A 20,337-nucleotide genomic window follows, 5' to 3' on the forward strand; every position below is an offset into this window, starting at 1 on the left:
TGTCCAAACGAGTGTAATCAGTGAAGTTAGCTTTTAAAATGAATTAAAACGAATTTGATATAACTTTTAGAAATATAGAAAAATCACATTACCATGTACAGAAAACAGCCATTTCAGACGACAAATGTAGCTTGTTGCGCAACAAACCACGCCCGTGACCAACCTCTTTATCCATACCGATGAACAAATGCGTGAATATTTTTTGTGAAACTGCACAGAACTCTTTTGAAACGCTGTTTCCATTTTCCTTTTTGATAATTTTCAGCGTATAATGCGCGCCAATTGTCTCTTGAATGGTTTCAGCACATTGACCTGTAATACTCAACGACTACAAAACTCACCTTCCCGTTGGGCTGAAACGCAAGCACACATTCCTCTGCACGCTTTATTGATGTCACCTATCCTTAGAGCGAGGCATCACAACTTTCGCAACTCAGGTTTAGCTTCCCGGCCGTGCGCGACGGAAGCCAGATTTCCATATCCTTCTCAACTTAAAGACTAAGACTGTCATGAAAAAGACGAAAATTGTTTGCACCATCGGTCCGAAAACCGAATCCGAAGAGATGTTAACCAAAATGCTGGACGCGGGCATGAACGTCATGCGTCTGAACTTCTCCCACGGTGACTACGAAGAACATGGTCAGCGCATCAAGAATTTGCGCAACGTGATGAGCAAAACTGGCAAAAAAGCAGCCATCCTGCTCGACACTAAAGGTCCGGAAATCCGTACCATTAAACTGGAAGGCGGCAATGACGTTTCTCTGAAAGCGGGCCAGACCTTCACTTTTACTACCGACAAATCTGTTGTTGGTAATAACGAAATCGTTGCTGTTACCTACGAAGGCTTCACCAAAGACCTGTCCGTAGGCAACACTGTGCTGGTTGACGACGGTCTGATCGGCATGGAAGTTACCGCTATTGAAGGTAACAAAGTTATTTGTAAAGTGCTGAACAACGGCGATCTGGGCGAAAACAAAGGCGTTAACCTGCCGGGCGTTTCCATCGCACTGCCAGCACTGGCTGAAAAAGATAAACAAGACCTGATCTTTGGTTGCGAGCAAGGCGTTGACTTCGTTGCAGCGTCCTTCATCCGTAAACGTTCTGACGTTATCGAAATCCGTGAGCACCTGAAAGCGCACGGCGGCGAAAACATCCAGATCATCTCCAAAATCGAAAACCAGGAAGGTCTGAACAACTTCGACGAAATCCTCGAAGCATCTGACGGTATCATGGTTGCTCGTGGCGACATGGGCGTTGAGATCCCTGTAGAAGAAGTTATCTTCGCACAGAAAATGATCATCGAAAAATGTATCCGCGCGCGCAAAGTCGTTATCACTGCGACCCAGATGCTGGACTCCATGATCAAAAACCCACGTCCGACCCGTGCTGAAGCTGGCGACGTAGCGAACGCCATCCTCGACGGTACCGATGCAGTAATGCTGTCCGGTGAATCCGCTAAAGGTAAGTACCCGCTGGAAGCTGTGACCATCATGGCTACCATCTGTGAACGTACCGACCGCGTAATGACCAGCCGTCTGGACTTCAACAACGACAGCCGCAAACTGCGCATTACTGAAGCCGTTTGCCGTGGCGCAGTTGAAACTGCTGAAAAACTGGACGCTCCGCTGATCGTAGTGGCTACCCAGGGCGGTAAATCTGCACGCGCAGTACGTAAATACTTCCCGGATGCCACCATCCTGGCGCTGACCACCAACGAAACTACTGCCCGTCAACTGGTGCTGAGCAAAGGCGTAGTTGCGCAGGTAGTGAAAGAAATCAGCTCTACCGATGATTTCTACCGTCTGGGTAAAGAAGTTGCACTGGAAAGCGGTCTGGCACAGAAAGGCGACGTTGTGGTGATGGTTTCCGGCGCGCTGGTACCAAGCGGCACGACCAATACTGCATCTGTTCACGTGCTGTAATAATTCCGACGTGAATTAATTTGCTAAAAAAAGCGCCCTGGTGGCGCTTTTTTTATTTTATCAATAGTCATGATTAATAAAAAATCAAATCGGATTTCACTATCTAATTAGAGATTATCTAAGATGAATCCGATGGAAGCTTTCTGTTTTCACACGGTTTTTTAGCCGTTTTTGCACAATTCGATGCTTCTTTGAGCGAACGATCAAAAATAAGTGCATTCCCATCAAAAAAATATTCTCAACATAAAAAACTTTGTGTAATACTTGTAACGCTACATGGAGATTAACTCAATCTAGAGGGTATTAATAATGAATCGTACTAAACTGGTACTGGGCGCGGTAATCCTGGGTTCTACTCTGCTGGCAGGTTGCTCCAGCAACGCTAAAATCGATCAGCTGTCTTCTGACGTTCAGACTCTGAACGCTAAAGTTGACCAGCTGAGCAACGACGTGAACGCAATGCGTTCCGACGTTCAGGCTGCTAAAGATGACGCAGCTCGCGCTAACCAGCGTCTGGACAACGCAGCTACTAAATACCGTAAGTAATAGTATCTGTGTAATAAAAATGGCGCACATTGTGCGCCATTTTTTTTTGCCTTTAATTTACGCTTCCCTGTTATTGCGTTGTGCGCATTTCCTCTCCCGCGCCAGGCATTCCATTCTGCGCAGATTTAACTTCCACCCCGTTGGTGGTCTCTTGCGTCTGTCCGGCCGTTACGGTGACCGGATATCCCGCACGCCGATAAAGCGCGCGTTCCACCAGACTATGATCTACTGCATTACTTTCCTTGAACTGAGTAAAACCAGCCGGCAGCACATACGGCATGGTCTGAACGTTCTGTTCTTCTTCCGGCGATAATGGACGATGCACTTCCACGTACCGCATACCGTTTGGTTCAACAGAATATTTTATCGGCTCATTAATCACTCTGACCGGTGTTCCCGTTCTGACCTGAGCAAACAGGGCTTTGATGTCCGGCGCATTCATGCGGATACATCCGGAGCTCACGCGCAGGCCAACGCTGTCAGGTGCGCTGGTTCCGTGAATAAGGTATTCACCGTTTCCATGCGCCAGACGCAGTGCAAAGCGTCCTAGCGGGTTATTTGGCCCAGCGGGTACCACAGGAGGCAACGTAATACCACGCTCAAGAGAACGCTTACGAATGCCTGGTGTAGGTGTCCAGGTGGGATTAGGTATTTTTTGCCCGACCCGGGTTTCCATCACCGGAGTTTCCAGCCCCTGCAGACCGATGCCAATCGGGAAAACCTGAACAATATTTTCTCCCGGCGGGAAGTAATAGAGACGCAGTTCCGCCAGATTTACAATAATGCCTTCACGCGGGGCATCCGGTAACAGCAATTGCGAAGGAATAGTAATCAGGGTTCCGGGTTTCGGTACGGGAGCGATGGTGTTATTGGCTTCGAGGATCAGCATCGCCGCGGTGTCGAACCGACGGGCTATTGCCTGTAAGTTCTTATCGCTCTCCTGCACGGTATAGGTTTGATTCTGCCCAACAAGACGACTGTTTGCCTGGGGCAAAGGATAATCGACCGCCCAGGCGGCCTGTATAGCGCTGTAAGCGCCGATCAGCATTAGAGTAATAATAGACGCGCGTTTCATACTCACTCACCCCCCTGGCGTTATTGCCGGATACTGGTGAATACCTTATCCGGCCTACGAGTCACTGCGTTGCTCTGTACATAATCATCCGGGTCAACCTGAAGGATGATATGTTTTATCAGTTTAGCTAAGAGTTGCAGCTTTCGTACGAATAGCGCGAATCATCGCTTCAAGCCCCTGTGAACGAGACGGTGTGAGATGCTGTGCGAGCGCCATTTTTTCAAACCACGGACGCACGTCAAAATTCACAATATCCTGGGCTGTCATCCGGTTATACAAAATGAATACCACGGCGATTAGCCCTTTCACAATTGCCGCATCACTGTCGCCCTGTAATTCAATAATACCGTCAGCATTCTGACGCATTACTATCCATACCTGACTCTGGCATCCCTGAATGCTGTTTTCCGGACAGCGATCGTCGGTATTTAATTCCGGCAAACGCTGACCCAATTCAATAATATACAGGTACTTCTCTTCCCAATTAGCGCAACGCAGAAAATTACGCAACAATTTTTCTTTATCCGGTAGCGCAGCCATAACGCCTCTCTATTAACCCAGTAAGTGATGAATACGTTTCAGTCCCGTCACCAGACGGTCCACTTCTTCATGGGTGTTGTACATGGCAATCGAAGCCCGACACATTGCGGGAACGTTATAGTACGCCATCAACGGCATGGCGCAGTGATGTCCCGTCCGCACGGCAATCCCGTAGTTATCAAGAAAACTGCCGACGTCGTACGCGTGATGCTTACCAAGATTAAACGCAATGACGCCCAGTCGGTCTTTAGGTCCATAGAGGATCAGGTCCGGGACGCTCGCCAGTTGCTCAAGCGCATAGCTCATCATGAACTGCTCATACTCGCTGATTTCCTCGAGCCCTAACGCACTGACATACTCGATAGCGGCTCCCAGACCGATAATCCCCCCGGTGTTAGGTGTTCCAGCCTCAAAGCGCCAGGGGGCTTTAGCCCATGTCGTCCCCTGGGTCAGGCTAACTGTCGCTATCATCGATCCCCCGCCTTCCCACGGCGGCATCTCTTGCAGCAGAGATTCCCTGGCATACAGCACGCCAATGCCGGTTGGGCCGTAAAGTTTATGCCCGGAAAAGACATAAAAGTCGCAATCCAGCGCCTGTACATCCACTTTGTGGTGCATCACAGCCTGCGCGCCATCCACCAGCACTTTCGCGCCGTGCTCATGCGCCAGCGCAATCATCTCCGACAACGGGTTTTCTGTCCCCAGCACGTTTGATACATGGGTAATAGCCAGCAGTTTGCTGCGGTCATCGAACAGCGTCGGCAGCAGATCCAGTTGCAACGTGCCATCAGTATTGAGAGGAATAATGCGCAGCTCTGCGCCTACGCGGGCGCACAACATCTGCCACGGAACAATGTTGGCATGGTGCTCCATCTCGCTAATGATAATGTTATCACCTGCCCGCACATTGCTACTGCCCCAACTGTTGGCTACCAGGTTAATACCCTCCGTCGTACCACGCACAAACACCAGTTCTTCGGCTGAACGGGCGTTAATAAACAGAGAAGCCAGCTTACGCACATTCTCCATTTTCTCCGTGGCCTGGGCGCTGAGCGTATGAATACCCCGGTGGACGGCAGCATAACTATGGCGGTAAAACTCAGCCTCGGCATCAATCACTTGATTCGGCTTTTGTGCACTGGCGGCGCTGTCCAGGTAGGCCAACGGCAAACCGTTCACTTCACGCGTCAGGACAGGAAAGTCAGCCCGCACTTTTTCAATCGGAAATGTCATGCTACGCCTCCCGGCAGGCGTTGAGCGATCCGCGCCAGAACCTGTTGTTTCAGCGTTTCATCGCGCAGGGCTTCTGTTAGCTCAGCGGCAAACGCATAGAGAATCATCTGTTGAGCATCCTGCTGGCCGATCCCGCGGGATCGGAGATAGAACATCTGTTCATCGTCGATCCGCCCTACCGTCGCACCATGACTACATTTCACGTCATCAGCGTATATTTCCAGTTGCGGCTTGGTGTCCACTTCCGCCAGTTTACCAAGCAGCAAATTATTGTTGGTCATTTGCCCGTCGGTTTTGATGGCATGCTGCGCCACATTGATCAGGCCATTGAACACTGCCCGACCTTTATCGCTGACGATCGTCTTATGTAGCTGACGACTATTGCAATAGCCCTTGTTATGCTCCAGCCACGTACGGGTATCGCAGACTTCATTTTTTACCGGCATCGCCAGACTGTTAATCCGCAGCGTGGTATTTTCGCCGTTCAGTTGAGTGCTGGTGTTGTGACGCAATACCGCATCGCCGAGCAAAAAGCTGTAGCTTATGGCCGTCGCATCCGCCCCCAACTGTATGTCGTTATGAGCGAAGTGATGACTGACCGGGTTTTCAAACGCCAGCTTGATGTGATGCAAATGGGCGTTTGCCGCCACGTTCATTGTTAAGCGTGCGCCTGTAAAATGACGCGCATCGTTGAGGCTGACGTAATGTTCAACGACAGTGGCTTCCGCGCCTTCCGCCAGTTCAAGATGGTGACGATAATGCGCTGTATTGATCTCATCTCCCGCCAGTCCCTGGGTAATGTGCATGAGTAATAGCGGTTTCGTCGGGCGCTGATTACGCTTGACGTGAATGTGTGTCACGCTACGAGACAGGCTTTCAGTCAGATGCAGAAACACTTCAGGCTGAATCGGCGCCGGTAGCCCCAGGCGTGTGTCGTCAATACTCACGTCGAAACCGCTGCCGTCCACGCTGTCGCTGAGCGTCGGGCAAAACTGTCCATCGACAAAAACCAGACGGATGGCATCGATACCTGTCGACAGCGCCTCGCACTGTGTCGAACTAATTTCTGAAAAACGACTGACAAACTGTCCGGTGGTTAATCCTTCCAGCGGGGTATATTTCCAGTCCTCATGTTTGCGCGTAGGCAGCCCCAGACGCAGCATCTGTTGCAGGTGCTGTTGCGCGTGTTGCGAACGATTTTCGCCCTGCGCCTCAAACAGATGGTGCCACTGTTGTAGCACATTACTGCTGTTCACTAAGCCAGCCATATCCTTGCTCCTCCAGCTGTTTGACCAGTGTGAAATCGCCGGACTTCACAATTCGCCCCTGGTAGAGAACGTGAACGTAATCGGGTTTGATATAGTCCAGGATGCGCTGATAGTGGGTGACGATAATGAACGACCGCTTGCCGTCCCGTAGCGAGTTCACGCCATCCGCGACAATCTTCAACGCGTCAATATCCAGCCCGGAGTCGGACTCATCGAGAATGCACAGCTCCGGCTCCAGTACCGCCATTTGCAGAATATCGTTACGCTTTTTCTCACCGCCAGAGAAGCCCACGTTCACCGAACGGGTGAGCAAATCTTCCGGCATCTTTAACAACTCAATTTTTTCTTCCATCAAATCCTGGAAGTCAAAGCGGTCCAGAACCTCTTCTCCGCGGTAGCTACGCACCGCATTAAGTGCCGTTTGCAGGAAAAACTGATTGCTGACGCCCGGGATTTCCACCGGATACTGAAATGCCATAAATATGCCTTCTCCGGCGCGGTCTTCAGGCGACAGTTCCAGCAAATCCTTTCCGTTGAATTCAACCGTGCCACCGGTCACTTCATAATCTTCACGCCCGGCGAGCGTCGCAGACAGCGTACTTTTCCCTGAACCATTTGGTCCCATAATGGCGTGCACTTCGCCGGGGCGAATCTCAAGGCTAAGCCCACGCAGAATCGCCTTATCTTCCACACTGACCTGTAAATCTTTAATACTTAACATGTGCTTTCCTTAAATTTTAGCCGACGCTGTGTTCAAGACTAATGGCGAGAAGTTTTTGCGCTTCCACAGCAAATTCCAGCGGCAGTTCAGAGAACACGTCTTTACAAAAACCGTTGACGATCATTGAGATGGCATCTTCTTCGCTGATACCGCGCTGCAGGCAATAGAACAACTGATCTTCACCGATGCGTGAGGTTGTAGCTTCGTGTTCAAGCTGGGCGCTGTTGTTACGACACTCGACATACGGGAAGGTGTGCGCCCCGCAGTCCGCCCCAATCAGCATGGAGTCACATTGGGTGTAGTTACGGGCGTTGGTGGCGGTCGGCATGATTTTCACCAGACCGCGATAGCTGTTCTGGCTGTGCCCGGCGGAAATTCCCTTCGATATGATGGTTGATTTGGTGTTCTTGCCAATGTGTATCATTTTGGTGCCGGTATCAGCCTGCTGATACCCACTGGTCAGCGCGACGGAATAGAACTCACCGATAGAATTGTCCCCGCGCAAAATACAGCTCGGGTATTTCCAGGTGATAGCCGAGCCGGTTTCCGACTGCGTCCAGGACATCTTGCTGTTCTCACCTTCACACAGCGCACGTTTGGTGACGAAGTTCAGGATGCCGCCTGTATTTCCATCTCCGGGGAACCAGTTTTGTACCGTCGAGTACTTCACTTCAGCATCTTTATGGATGATAACTTCCACCACCGCCGCATGCAGTTGGTAGCTGTCACGCACTGGTGCCGAACAACCTTCGATATAGCTGACGTAACTGCCCTCATCCGCCACCAGAATCGTGCGTTCAAACTGCCCGGTTTTTTCCGCATTAATACGGAAATACGTGGAAAGCTCCATCGGACAGCGCACGCCTTTCGGCACATAAATGAACGTACCGTCTGAAGCTACCGCCGCATTTAACGCGGCAAAGAAATTGTCATTACCCGGAACGACAGTACCGAGATACTGCCTCACTAGATCCGGGTGATCGTGAATGGCCTCACCGAACGAACAGAAAATAATACCCTGCTCTGCCAGCTTGTCGCGGTAGGTCGTAGCAACCGATACCGAGTCAAAAATGGCATCTACCGCCACTTCTTTACCTTCGCGGACCGGCACGCCAAGCTGTTCAAACGCGTCCTCAACTTCTTTGCTTAAAAACGCATTCGCGCCCGTCTGTTGCACCGCTCCCGGCTCCGACGCGCAGGTTTCATCACAATTACCGCAAGAAGGTGCAGAGTAATAGCTGTAATCCTGATAATTCAGTTTTTCGTAATGCGCTTTTAGCCAGTGCGGCTCTTCCATCGTCAGCCACGCTCGGAACGCGTTAAGACGAAATTCGAGCATCCACTCAGGCTCGTTGCGCTTCGCGGAAATCGCGCGAACCACCTCTTCGTTGATTCCTTTCGCGAGTTCATCGGTTTTTAGTTGGGTGAAGAACCCCTCTTTGTAATTGAGGTGTCCGCCAGACCAGGTGTTGACATCGTCAGTTGCTTCAGTGTTACGAGACATAGTACCGCCTATACCCCAAAACTTTCGCCACAGCCGCATTCGTTCTGTGCTTTCGGGTTATGAAATTTAAATAACTGATTTAATCCTTCACGAACAAAATCGACTTCAGTTCCGTCGATAAACGGCATCGCCTGTAACGCTACGTAGAGTCTGGCGCCATCCGTTTCAAATAGCAGGTCGTCTTTATCCGGTTGACTGACGGTGCCCAGCACATAGCCGAATCCCGCACATCCCGTTTGCTTCACGCCTAACCGGACGCCCAACATATCGGGCTGTTTTGCCACCAGCTCGCGAATATGTGCCGCAGCGGCGGGCGTTAACGTCAATCCACGCCATGCAAAGTCGTCCGGATCAAATGTTCCTGAATGCAATTCCATAGGGTTACCTCGAGTAATTAGCCTTCAAGCTATAACATCATGTTAGTGATAATGATTATCACTTCAACCCCTCAACAGCAGGGGCATTCGGGTTAACCGCCCTTTTTGGCTACTTTTATTAAGCATAGACCCTGCGGCGAGGGTTCACAGAGATGGATTATTTTGTTCAATGCATTGATAAATAATAGATTATGAAAACCAAATCGTTCAGGCAGGTCAAACACGAAAAGATGTATAGATAATGTCTATTTAAGGAATAGGAGAAGAATTAGATGCGGGTAAAAACAGGCAATAAAAAACCCTTAAGGCTGCTGGTTAGCAGGCTTAAGGGTTCCGGCCCCATCCGGCGCTTATCTCCGGCACTCACGATGGCTTAGCTCTTGAAGGGGCGTTAGGAATAGTCTCATATCCCGGTGAGCCATTTTTAACACAAACTGCGATTCGCCTGTTTTATAATCTGGCTCACTTCACATTTTTAATTTTGTGTCTGATTGAGGGCATCCAGCAACAGACGCAGCCCTGCAGGCTGATGCTCACGCGAAAGGTATAATCCGTAAATCGGCAAGCGTCTCGGCTGCAACTGTGGCAGTAGTCGCACCAATTGTCCCTGCGCCAGGCCTTCTCTCGCCTCCTGCTCTGGTACCAGCGCGATCCCCATTCCCGCCAGCGCCGACTCGCATAAAAGCGAAGAGATACCCGCGCTCAAATTCCCTTTTATTGCCACCGAGACAACCTCGGCGTTCTCATTCTGAAAATGCCATGATTTTCCGGCAAATCCGCTGTAGTAGAGGCAATTATGTTGTGCGAGTTCTGCAACCGTGTGGGGAGTGCCATGCAGACGAAGATAATCAGCAGAGGCACATAGCACCGACTCACAGTCTCCTAACCGACGGGCGATGCTTCCTGGCTCGGGATTGTCCGTGATACGGATCGCCACATCAATACGTTCCCCCACAAGGCTAACCGGTTGATTATTAATTTCAACCTCAATACGGAGTTCAGGATAACGCGCCAGAAAAGCGGGCAGCACCGGGGCAAGAATATGCATAGCGGTGAAATGTGCGCAGGCCACCCGTAACGTTCCGGAAGGAACTTCGGTCGCACTGGCGGCACCAATATCCAGCGACAATTGCGCCAGCGAGCGGGTTTTCACCAACGCCTCCTCACCGGCAGGCGTGATCGTTAACCGACGAGATGAACGGTGGATCAACCGTGCACCGGCCCATTTCTCCATCTCATCGAGATAGCGACTGACCATCGGTCTGGAAAGACCCAGCGCTCGCGCGGCGGCACTCAGACTGCCCAAATCACAAATATGATTAAATACTGTTGCCGCCATGACTCTGTCCATCGCATCCCATCCGATCGTTTTATGAAACTCAGCATGTCCTGATAGAGGAATTCTAACAGATCCGAATTTCCTTAAAATAAGAGACGTGCAAAAGACAATTTCATCTGCAAAAGGTTATTCCATTATGAAAGTTAAAAACCTGGCCCTGCTGTTGCCACTGTTCGCCTCCCCGGTATTTGCTGCCCCACTCCAGCTTGATGTTTACAACCCGCAGGAAAAAGCTATTTTCCCTGTCTCCTCAACGCTGGTGTCTGGTCCGAAAGAGGCCATTTTGTTTGATGCGCAATTCAGCACCAAAGATGGCGAAAAGCTGGTGCAGATGATCCACGCCAGCGGAAAAAAACTCAAAGCTATCGTAATTACCTCCGGCGATCCGGATTTCTATTTTGGCCTTGAACCGATTGTAAAAGCGTTCCCTGACGTAAAAATACTGGCAACGCCTCACGTGGTGGATCATATTCGCGCCACTAAAGAGGCCAAACTGCAATTCTGGGGCCCCCAGATGAAAGACGGTGCGCCAGCGTCTCTCACCGTACCGCAAGCCACAACACAAACGCGTTTTACCGTTGATGGTGAAACCCTGGAACTCCGCCATCCTGATGATTATGCCGCTTACGTCTGGATCCCAACCAATCGCGCAATCCTCGGTGGAACCGGTGTAGCTTCTGGTATTCATGTCTGGACGGCGGATACTCAGTCCTCTGAACAACGTGCGCAATGGCGTAATGTACTCAGTGAAATGCAGGCTTTGCAGCCAACTCAGGTCATTCCAGGCCATTACATTGGCGAACTGCCGGCGGGCGATAAAGCGATTCGCTTCACCCAGGATTACTTACAGTCGTTTGAACAGGCACTTGGAGCTAAAAAAGGCTCAGACTACGTGATTAAAACGATGACTGCCGCCTGGCCCGGCCTTGCGGATGCCAGCTCTCTGGAATTGAGTGCGAAAGTAAATACAGGTGAGATGAAGTGGTAAACAAGATTTAACGCAAAAAATAACCCCGAACAGGTGTCGGGGTTTTATCACGATTAGCATACTGGAATCAATGAACGCCCAGGCGCCAGGCAAAATAGATCTCTTCTTTCAGTTCAGTCGAAGAGAGCGTCAGTAAATCGGCAAACTCCAGCTCCAGTTGTTTCAGTCTTTTCAAATACTGAGCCGGTGAAAGATCGGTTTTATCACGACGTAAAAATTCTATTGCCAGTAGGGCCGGGTCTAATTGGGTAGACATATCATCCTCGCTTGTGTTCAAAACCTGCACAGTATAGCACCTTCCTCTGCACACATTATGACCAAAAGCAAAATGCGTCACAGTATCGCTGTCGTCAGACGCGAAGTGCAGCACAATCTCCCCTGTTCATCGAAGATTTCGATTTGCCAGACCTGGTGACGAGAACCGGTATGCAGAGCGCTACAAACGCCTCTGACGCGTCCTTCACGCGCAGAACGAATGTGGTTGGCGTTTACTTCCAGTCCCACCACTTTTTGATCACCCTGAGTGCAAAGATATCCGGCGACCGATCCAATACTCTCAGCCAGCACCACGGAGGCTCCTCCATGTAACAGGCCAAATGGTTGTTTCGTGCGATGATCCACCGGCATTGTCGCTTCCAGAGTATCGTCACCGATATGCACAAAACGAATATCAAGCAACCCAACCATGTTCCCCTCACCCATGGCATTCAGGGCCTCGAGTGTGACTTCACGTTTCCAGATCATCCTATAATCTCCAGCAGTGCCTGTAATGGATGGCGAACGCCCGTGCCTTCAACGCGTTTAACCTGGCTGCGGCAAGAATATCCTGCGGCCAGACAACGGTTACGCGGCAATCGCTGCATTGCCTGGTGCCATGATAGCTCATAGATCCCCAGTGAGTTCTGGTGATTCTTCACTTCGTGACCATACGTCCCCGCCATCCCACAACAACCTACGCTGACATTTTCCAGTTTTGCCCCAAATCGGGCAAAAATGGCCGCCCACTGTGCAGGTGAGCCGGGTAAAGCCGTCACTTCGGTGCAATGTCCAAAGAAGTACCACGGTTCACCGCCGAAGGCAGTCGGTTGCTGCGATTCAAGAACAGTCGACAGCCATTCGTTAACCAACTGTACATGGAAATCACCCCGCTGCTCGCCCAGTGCCAGTTTGTACTCGTCGCGATAGCACAGCACCAACGCCGGATCGACGCCAACCATCGGGATTTTCAGCTTCGCCACACGATTAAGGAATTCGGATGTCTTTTTCGCGGTTTTAGCAAAACGGTTTAAAAAGCCCTTAATATGCTGCGCTTTGCCATTGGGCGAGAACGGCAGCAGTACCGGCTGTAACCCTAGTTTTTCCACCAGGCGGATGAAATCCGCCACCACCTGCGCATCGTAGTAGCTGGTAAACGGATCCTGCACCACCAGTACCGTGCGAGCCTTCTGTTCCGGACTCAATACCTCAAGCTGCTCCAGCGTCATGTTGGCGGAACGGTGTCCTACCAGTTGGCGTTGTAACGACGGAGCTGACAGCAATGGTAAATCCACCATACCGATATGCTTTTTAGCCAGATTGCGCACCAGCGGTTGGTTGATGAAAAAGTTAAATGTTTTCGGAGCGCGAGCCATTAACGGCGCATAGCTTTCGACGGTCGCCACCATATGATCGCGTAGCGGGCGCAGATAGCGCGTGTGGTACAACTGCAGGAAGCGCGAACGGAATTCCGGTACGTCAATTTTAATCGGACACTGCGTGGAACATGCCTTGCAGGCCAGACACCCGGACATCGCCTCTTTCACTTCATGTGAGAAATCATACTCGCCCTTGCGCGCATGCCAGCTGTTGCGGGTTCGGGCAATCAGGGTACGCAAACTGGCACGTTTCTCCGGTAACTCTTTTTCCAGCTTAACAGGATCGATCCCGCGATCGGCCAGCAGACGCAGCCATTCACGTACCAGCGTTGCCCGCCCTTTTGGCGAGTGAATACGGTTGAGGCTGATTTTCATCGACGGGCACATTGGGCTTTTCGCATCAAAGTTAAAACATAACCCGTTGCCATTACACTCCATTGCTCCACGCCATTCCTGCCTTACGGCCAGCGGGATCTGGCGGTCATAAGTGCCGCGTTTAACCGCATCCACTTTCATCATCGGGGCATCAACGCCCTCTGGTGGACAGATTTTGCCAGGATTCAGACGGTTTTGCGGGTCAAACACCGCCTTCACTTTGCGCAGTTCGCTATACAGTTCATCACCGAAAAACGCCGGGCTGTATTCTGCCCGGAACCCTTTTCCGTGCTCACCCCACAGCAGACCGCCGTATTTTGCCGTCAGTGCCACTACATCATCAGAGATGCGTTTCATCAGCACTTCCTGCTGCGGATCACACATATCCAGCGCCGGTCTGACGTGCAGTACACCCGCATCCACGTGACCAAACATGCCATAGCTCAGGCCATGGCTGTCGAGTAATGCGCGGAACTCGGCAATATAATCAGCCAAATGTTCTGGCGGTACGCAGGTATCCTCCGCAAACGGAATCGGTTTTGCGGAGCCTTTTGCATTACCCAGCAGACCAACCGCTTTTTTTCGCATCGCGTAAATACGCTCAACACCTGCCAGTTCGGTACACAACTGCCAGCCAATCACGCCGGCCTCCTGGCGGGCGATTAACCCGTCAAGGCGCTCGCAAAGGGCACTAACCTGCGTATCAATCAAAGCTTCGTCGTCACCCGCAAACTCCACGATGTTCAGACCCAGCATATCTTTATTCGGTACATCGGTAATCAGTTCACTAACGGAGTGCCAGACAATGTCTTCACGCGCCAGATTAAGAACTTTGGAGTCGACGGTTTCCACCGACAACGCACGCGCTTCAACCATCACTGGCGCATTACGCAGCGCCGAATCAAAAGAGTCGTATTTGACGTTTACCAGGCGTCGAACTTTCGGCAACGGCGTGATATCCAGGCGGGCTTCGGTGATAAACGCCAGCGTGCCTTCAGAGCCGGTGAGGATGCGGGTTAAATCAAACTCGGTCATCTCGTCGTTAAAAACGTGCCGCAGATCGTAGCCGGTTAAAAAGCGATTGAGCTTAGGGAATTTATCGATGATCAACTGGCGCTTTTCGCGACAGCGCTGGTATACCGTCTTATAGATGCGACCAATGGAGGTATTCGTGTTGCCGAGCATTTCAGCAAGTTCAACCGGCATGGGTTGGGTATCAAGAATGTCGCCGCCCATTAGCACCGCACGTACACCCAGTACGTGATCGGAGGTCTTACCGTAAACCAGCGACCCTTGCCCGGACGCATCGGTGTTGATCATCCCGCCAAGCGTCGCCCGGTTACTGGTGGACAATTCTGGTGCGAAGAAATAGCCGTAGGGTTTCAGATACTGATTGAGCTGGTCTTTTATCACCCCGGCTTCCACCCGCACCCACCCCTCTTGCGGATTAATTTCAATAATGCGGCTCATATAGCGGGACATATCGACGATGATGCCCTGATTCAGAGCCTGACCGTTTGTTCCTGTCCCGCCGCCGCGAGGGGTAAAAATCAACGAGGAAAAAAGAGGTTCAGCCGCCAGGCGGGCGATAAGCGCCACATCTGCCGTCGAACGCGGAAAAACCACGGCATCTGGAAGAAGCTGATAGATACTGTTATCCGTCGACATTGTCAGACGATCGGCATAGCTCGTTGCCGTATCGCCCGTGAATCCTTGCTGCTCCAGCGCTTGCAAAAAATTGAGCACCAGTTGAACAACACCGGGTGCCTGAGAAATTTGTGGAATCATTATAGTGACCCTTTCCTGCGGTCTGTATTGTGAAGTTATCGTTTGCGTGTTGCGTTATTTGTTGTATCACATTTTTTTCTAATACGCCCAACACAATTACAGGCAGAATCGGCCTGTTAAAAACCGCTGAAATTGCTCATCATTATAGGGTGTGATTTAAGTGTTCACGTCGCGTCAACGGTCTGACGCACAAAAAAGGTGAAAAGTATTTATGGTAAATTTTCGTCAGCCCAGCAATATCGCGCAAGTGATGCTATCGGTGCTGTTTTTGGCCATCATGATTGTGGCATGTCTGTGGATTGTGCAGCCCTTTATTCTCGGTTTTGCGTGGGCGGGAACAGTCGTTATTGCAACCTGGCCCATTTTACTACGCATACAGAAACTGTTGTGGGGACGCCGTTCGCTGGCCGTCCTGGTAATGACCCTGCTGTTGGTTCTTTTGTTTATCATCCCCATCGCGTTATTGGTGAACAGCATCGTTGATGGAAGTGGACCGTTAATCCATGCCGTGACAGCAGGAGATATGACACTGCCGGACCTTGCATGGCTGAACAGTATTCCGTTGGTTGGCGCAAAAATTTATGCCGCATGGCACAGCCTGCTTGATATGGGCGGTTCGGCCATTATGGCCAAAGTTCGTCCTTATATTGGCACCACCACCACCTGGTTTGTCGGTCAGGCCGCGCATATTGGTCGCTTTATGATGCATTGTGGCCTGATGTTGTTGTTCAGCGCCCTGCTGTACTGGCGAGGTGAGCAGGTTGCGTTAGGTATTCGCCATTTCGCGTGCCGTCTGGCATCTAAACGCGGCGATGCTGCCGTCCTGCTGGCTGCACAAGCAATCCGTGCGGTAGCGTTGGGCGTTGTTGTTACCGCTCTGGTACAGGCTGTCCTCGGCGGTATTGGTCTGGCGGTGACAGGTGTGCCATACGCGACGCTGTTGGCGGTACTGATGATCCTTTCCTGCCTGGTACAGTTGGGTCCCTTACCAGTACTGATCCCGGCCATTATCTGGCTTTACTGGTCGGGTGATTCAACCTGGGGCACAGTGCTGCTGGTATGGAGCGGCGTGGTGGGTACGCTGGATAACGTTATCCGTCCAATGCTGATTCGTATGGGGGCTGATTTACCGCTGATCCTCATTCTCTCCGGCGTTATCGGCGGGTTGATTGCCTTCGGCATGATTGGCTTGTTTATCGGCCCGGTTGTACTGGCTGTCTCCTGGCGTCTGTTCTCAGCCTGGGTGAACGAAGCCCCGGTACCCGGCAACGACCCGGACGAGATCCTCGAAGAGATCGCCGAAATAGAAGATAAAAAATAACCCCAGCTCAGGCGGCGCCGCCGCCTGATTGTTTAACATTGCTAATCAATTCCGTATTTCCTGTTATCTGAATTCAACATATTCCGTCTTCACAGACACATTTGCGTCGCAAATTCTTCACGGCCTTTAAACTATTGAGATGAATCCGATCGACGTAAAAAACCAGCATGCCTACTATTAGCTCAAGGCTTTAGATCAACACATTGATTTATAAGCATGGAAATCCCCTGAGTGAAACAACGAATTGCTGTGTGTAGTCTTTGCCCATCTCCCACGATGGGCTTTTTTTTATTCTTCAAACAACACCACCTGAAGTACAGCTCCTCCTTCAACCACCCGGCCCTTTTATACGCCATCCGGTTGGTTAAATGCGCCCATTCACTCATTATTAACAAATAATATTGCACAAGATACTGTGACTCTCTTCAAGCCGAAATATCCACAGTAATGCTATTACTATTCCACCGTCTTTTAAGGTGATGAAATTATGAACGCATTTGAATTGCAGGCATTCCGGCATGTTTTTGCTATGACGATTGAAGAAAGCGCAACTTATATCGCTGCTGATGGCAACGTTACCGCCTGGCAACAATGGGAAAACGGCGAACACGAAATCCCGGAGAACATCTCTCGTCAATGTTCAGAAATGTTAGCAAAACGAAAGTTAAGAATTAACGCGATCATTGAAAAAATAAACAACCGTATCGGTAATAACACCATGCGTTTTTTTCCTAACCTCGCCTCTTTTCAGGCGGTTTATAACAGTGAAAATTTTCTCGAATGGAAACTCTATCAATCGACTGCTGTTGAACTCTATGCGCACGATCTTGAGCGTTTGTGTTAGGAGAAAATCTGACCATTATAACTTTGTACTATTAGTAACTGATATAATGCCCACGCTGATGCGAATACGGCATATTGCTATGGCCTGTACACTCGACTCGAAATACAAAATTTCCATTTAGCCTCTTCGCTGAGTAACACATTATGAAAAACGCCTATTTCTCCACTGCGATAGGGCTGTACCTTAATTACCTTGTACACGGCATGGGGGTTATTCTGATAAGCCTCAACATGTCCTCGCTTGAACAACAGTGGCAAACCGATGCAGCAGGTGTGTCAATTGTCATCTCATCTCTCGGCATCGGTCGATTAAGCGTCTTATTACTGGCGGGCTTACTTTCCGATCGCTATGGCCGTAGACCATTCGTCATTTTCGGCATGCTCTGCTATCTGCTCTTCTTTTTTGGCATTATCAATACTCACAGTATTTTCATAGCCTACGCATTTGGCTTTTTGGCGGGTATGTCTAACAGTTTTCTTGATGCCGGGACCTATCCCAGCCTGATGGAGGCGTTTCCCCGCACCCCTGGCACCGCCAATATTTTGATTAAAGCTTTTGTGTCCGGCGGGCAGTTTCTTTTACCGATGGTCATCAGTGTTCTGGTGTGGGCTGAGCTTTGGTTTGGCTGGTCATTCCTGTTCGCTGCGGGGATTATGATTGTCAACGGCGTGTTTTTATTTCGCTGCCAATTCCCGGCACATCCCGGGCCTAAACCTTTCGTCAGGACATCACCTCCCGCACAGGAAGGCCCTCTACCTAAACATCGGTGTTCCATTATCGACCTGGTCAGCTACACCCTGTATGGCTACATTGCTATGGCGACATTTTACCTGATCAGCCAGTGGCTGGCTCAGTATGGTCAGTTCGTCGCCGGAATGCCGTACACCTCGGCGATTAAGCTGTTGAGTATCTACACCTGCGGTTCGCTACTGTGCGTGCTGATCACCGCGCCGCTTGCGAGGAAACCAGACCGCGCGACACCGCTGTTGATGCTTTACACGTTAATTTCATTTATTGCCCTGCTGACGGTTTGTCTGCACCCCACCCCTTACGTAGTGGTCGTATTTGCGTTTGTTATCGGGTTTTCTTCCGCCGGCGGCGTCGTACAAATTGGCTTAACGTTAATGGCGGCCCGTTTTCCGCATGCAAAAGGAAAAGCAACCGGCATTTATTACAGCGCGGGCAGCATTGCTACCTTCACGATCCCACTGATCACGGCAAAGCTTTCGCAAACCAGCATTGCCCACATCATGTGGTTTGATACCGGTATAGCCGCCATTGGTTTCGTGCTGGCGCTGTTTATTGGCTATCGCAGCCGTGTTGAGTCCAGATATCAGTTAAAAATGGCATCGCTGGTGGAATAGCACCACTGCAATATTGTTCATACTTGCTGCAAAATAATTGGGTTAATTTTTAAAACATCAGTAAAACAACGGCAGTAAGAATTGGGTTTCACAAATTAGCATGCAATATACCTGGTAACTAAAACGCCATGCTATGTGGGTGAAATGACACCCTCTCGGTATATTAATAACATGAACGCCGTCATTTAAATCATAGCGACGACAATATAATAATTTTAACATCCGCAAGGAGTTGTGAAAAATGTCTCAACACAAGGCCTTTAATACGCCATTTCTTCTGGCGATAACCTGTATTTATTTAAGCTACTTTTTACACGGCATTAGTGTCATTACGCTGGCGCAAAACATGACATCCCTGGCAGAAAAATTCTCAACAGATAATGCAGGCATTGCCTATTTAATTTCGGGAATTGGCCTTGGGCGGCTGGTCAGCATTCTATTTTTTGGCGTTCTCTCAGATAAATTTGGCCGTCGGGCCATCATCCTGTTGGGCGCTATTCTGTATATGTTCTTCTTCTTCGGTATTCCTGCCAGCCCAAATTTAATGATTGCATTTATTCTGGCTGTTTGTGTCGGCGTGGCAAACTCAGCCCTCGATACAGGCGGCTATCCGGCGTTAATGGAATGTTTTCCCAAAGCATCAGGTTCAGCCGTTATTCTGGTGAAAGCCATGGTGTCATTTGGACAGATGATCTACCCCATCATCGTCAGTACCCTGCTGCTTAATCATATCTGGTACGGCTATGCGGTTATTATCCCCGGCGTATTGTTCGTCCTGATTACTCTAATGCTATTAAAAAGCCGCTTCCCGAGTCAGATAGTGGATGCTGGCGTCGCGAAAGATTTGCCGCAAATGAACAGCAAGCCACTGGTCTGGCTGGAGGGAGTGGCATCCGTGATGTTTGGGGTTGCCGCATTTTCAACGTTTTATGTCATCGTGGTCTGGATGCCCAAATACGCCATGGCGTTTGCCGGTATGGCGGAAGCCGACGCGTTGAAAACTATCTCCTACTACAGTATGGGGTCGCTGGTCTGCGTCTTTATTTTTGCTGCGCTACTGAAGAAAATGGTTCGTCCTATCTGGGCCAACGTTTTTAACGCGGGTCTGGCAACCATTACGGCGGCGGTTATCTATCTGTACCCCTCACCGCTGGTGTGTAATGCAGGCTCATTTCTCATCGGATTCTCTGCGGCAGGCGGTATTTTACAGCTCGGTGTTTCCGTGATGTCAGAGTTTTTCCCCAAGAGCAAAGCCAAAGTCACCAGTGTTTATATGATGATGGGAGGTGTCGCCAACTTTATTATCCCACTAATCACCGGATACCTTTCTAACATTGGTCTGCAATACATTATTTTGCTGGACCTCGCATTTGCTCTGCTGGCATTTATCACTGCCATTATCGTCTTTGTCCGTTACTACCGCGTATTCAATATTCCCCAAAACGATGTGCGCCTGGGCGAACGTTATTTTCAATAAACAGTTTAATAGGAGTTTCAA

General features: G+C 50.2%; 20 protein-coding genes and 1 other RNA gene. 9 read left to right on the forward strand and 12 right to left on the reverse strand.

Going from position 1 to position 20,337, the window contains the following annotated elements:
* Positions 1–88 precede the first annotated feature (88 nt).
* Positions 89–325 carry a hypothetical protein gene (locus SK36_RS11350; RefSeq protein ID WP_048221572.1) on the reverse strand — a complete coding sequence of 79 codons (237 nt, stop codon included), beginning with the start codon at positions 323–325 and terminating at the stop codon, positions 89–91.
* Here SK36_RS11350 and ynhH point away from each other — a divergent pair.
* The 3 genes from ynhH to lpp all read left to right on the forward strand — a co-directional run bounded on the left by ynhH (position 272) and on the right by lpp (position 2,468).
* Entirely contained in the window at positions 272–502 is a 231-nt protein-coding gene (gene ynhH / locus SK36_RS25255; RefSeq protein ID WP_420808585.1) for a protein YnhH, read from the forward strand. The two genes, SK36_RS11350 and ynhH, sit on opposite strands and share 54 nt — an antisense overlap.
* A 7-nt stretch (positions 503–509) precedes the next feature.
* Positions 510–1,922, forward strand: coding sequence for a pyruvate kinase PykF (gene pykF, locus SK36_RS11355; protein WP_045442228.1), 1,413 nt, complete (start codon positions 510–512; stop codon positions 1,920–1,922).
* Positions 1,923–2,231: 309 nt separating this feature from the next.
* Entirely contained in the window at positions 2,232–2,468 is a 237-nt protein-coding gene (gene lpp, locus SK36_RS11360; RefSeq protein WP_003029373.1) for a murein lipoprotein Lpp, read from the forward strand.
* Positions 2,469–2,538: 70 nt separating this feature from the next.
* Here the strand turns inward: lpp and ldtE are convergent, their stop codons facing one another.
* From ldtE to SK36_RS11400, 8 genes are all read right to left on the reverse strand, one after another.
* Positions 2,539–3,543 (reverse strand): L,D-transpeptidase LdtE, encoded by a 1,005-nt coding sequence (ldtE, locus tag SK36_RS11365; RefSeq protein WP_048221573.1) that lies wholly within the window; start codon positions 3,541–3,543, stop codon positions 2,539–2,541.
* A 123-nt stretch (positions 3,544–3,666) separates the two neighbouring features.
* Positions 3,667–4,083: a cysteine desulfuration protein SufE gene (sufE, locus tag SK36_RS11370; protein WP_045442222.1), complete on the reverse strand. Its 417-nt coding sequence runs from the start codon at positions 4,081–4,083 to the stop codon at positions 3,667–3,669.
* Between the two features lie 12 nt (positions 4,084–4,095).
* Positions 4,096–5,316, reverse strand: a complete 1,221-nt coding sequence (gene sufS, locus SK36_RS11375) for a cysteine desulfurase SufS (protein WP_045442219.1) — start codon at positions 5,314–5,316, stop codon at positions 4,096–4,098.
* Positions 5,313–6,584, reverse strand: coding sequence for a Fe-S cluster assembly protein SufD (sufD, locus tag SK36_RS11380; protein WP_048221574.1), 1,272 nt, complete (start codon positions 6,582–6,584; stop codon positions 5,313–5,315). The genes sufS and sufD overlap by 4 nt, the downstream gene beginning before the upstream one ends.
* Complete coding sequence (gene sufC / locus SK36_RS11385; protein WP_045442214.1) at positions 6,559–7,305, reverse strand: Fe-S cluster assembly ATPase SufC; 747 nt, start codon at positions 7,303–7,305, stop codon at positions 6,559–6,561. Before sufC ends, sufD begins: the two co-directional genes overlap by 26 nt.
* 16 nt (positions 7,306–7,321) lie before the next feature.
* The gene (gene sufB, locus SK36_RS11390) at positions 7,322–8,809 is read right to left on the reverse strand and encodes a Fe-S cluster assembly protein SufB (RefSeq protein ID WP_045442211.1); all 1,488 of its coding nucleotides are present in this window, start codon (positions 8,807–8,809) and stop codon (positions 7,322–7,324) included.
* 8 nt (positions 8,810–8,817) lie between these two features.
* Positions 8,818–9,186, reverse strand: a complete 369-nt coding sequence (gene sufA / locus SK36_RS11395) for a Fe-S cluster assembly scaffold SufA (RefSeq protein WP_048221575.1) — start codon at positions 9,184–9,186, stop codon at positions 8,818–8,820.
* 475 nt (positions 9,187–9,661) lie between these two features.
* Positions 9,662–10,537, reverse strand: a complete 876-nt coding sequence (locus SK36_RS11400) for a LysR family transcriptional regulator (RefSeq protein WP_048221576.1) — start codon at positions 10,535–10,537, stop codon at positions 9,662–9,664.
* A gap of 124 nt (positions 10,538–10,661) precedes the next feature.
* Here SK36_RS11400 and SK36_RS11405 point away from each other — a divergent pair, with 124 nt between their 5' ends.
* On the forward strand, positions 10,662–11,513 hold the full coding sequence (locus SK36_RS11405) for a Vmh family MBL fold metallo-hydrolase (RefSeq protein ID WP_048221577.1): 852 nt from the start codon (positions 10,662–10,664) through the stop codon (positions 11,511–11,513).
* Positions 11,514–11,580: 67 nt separating this feature from the next.
* On the opposite strand, the gene SK36_RS11410 is transcribed toward SK36_RS11405, so the two are convergent.
* The 3 genes from SK36_RS11410 to ydiJ all read right to left on the reverse strand — a co-directional run bounded on the left by SK36_RS11410 (position 11,581) and on the right by ydiJ (position 15,310).
* Positions 11,581–11,769: a YdiH family protein gene (locus SK36_RS11410; RefSeq protein ID WP_045449579.1), complete on the reverse strand. Its 189-nt coding sequence runs from the start codon at positions 11,767–11,769 to the stop codon at positions 11,581–11,583.
* 77 nt (positions 11,770–11,846) lie between these two features.
* Positions 11,847–12,257 (reverse strand): 1,4-dihydroxy-2-naphthoyl-CoA hydrolase, encoded by a 411-nt coding sequence (menI, locus tag SK36_RS11415; protein WP_045442199.1) that lies wholly within the window; start codon positions 12,255–12,257, stop codon positions 11,847–11,849.
* The gene (gene ydiJ, locus SK36_RS11420; protein WP_048221578.1) at positions 12,254–15,310 is read right to left on the reverse strand and encodes a D-2-hydroxyglutarate dehydrogenase YdiJ; all 3,057 of its coding nucleotides are present in this window, start codon (positions 15,308–15,310) and stop codon (positions 12,254–12,256) included. Before ydiJ ends, menI begins: the two co-directional genes overlap by 4 nt.
* Before the next feature lie 211 nt (positions 15,311–15,521).
* On the opposite strand from ydiJ, the gene ydiK reads away from it, so the two are divergent.
* The 5 genes from ydiK (at position 15,522) to SK36_RS11440 (ending at position 20,316) form a co-directional block, all read left to right on the forward strand.
* A complete protein-coding gene (gene ydiK, locus SK36_RS11425; RefSeq protein WP_045442195.1) occupies positions 15,522–16,631 on the forward strand; it encodes an AI-2E family transporter YdiK in 1,110 nt (369 codons plus the stop codon).
* A 184-nt stretch (positions 16,632–16,815) separates the two neighbouring features.
* An RNA gene (gene rprA, locus SK36_RS23665) (antisense sRNA RprA) lies at positions 16,816–16,923 on the forward strand.
* Positions 16,924–17,118: 195 nt separating this feature from the next.
* The gene (locus SK36_RS11430) at positions 17,119–17,475 is read left to right on the forward strand and encodes a YdiL family protein (protein ID WP_045442192.1); all 357 of its coding nucleotides are present in this window, start codon (positions 17,119–17,121) and stop codon (positions 17,473–17,475) included.
* A 143-nt stretch (positions 17,476–17,618) separates the two neighbouring features.
* The gene (locus SK36_RS11435; protein WP_048221579.1) at positions 17,619–18,839 is read left to right on the forward strand and encodes an MFS transporter; all 1,221 of its coding nucleotides are present in this window, start codon (positions 17,619–17,621) and stop codon (positions 18,837–18,839) included.
* Between the two features lie 241 nt (positions 18,840–19,080).
* A complete protein-coding gene (locus tag SK36_RS11440; protein WP_048221580.1) occupies positions 19,081–20,316 on the forward strand; it encodes an MFS transporter in 1,236 nt (411 codons plus the stop codon).
* Positions 20,317–20,337: the final 21 nt, after the last annotated feature.

Origin of the sequence: Citrobacter sp. MGH106, from assembly GCF_001037495.1 — a bacterium.
Classification (GTDB): Bacteria; Pseudomonadota; Gammaproteobacteria; order Enterobacterales; family Enterobacteriaceae; genus Citrobacter; species Citrobacter murliniae.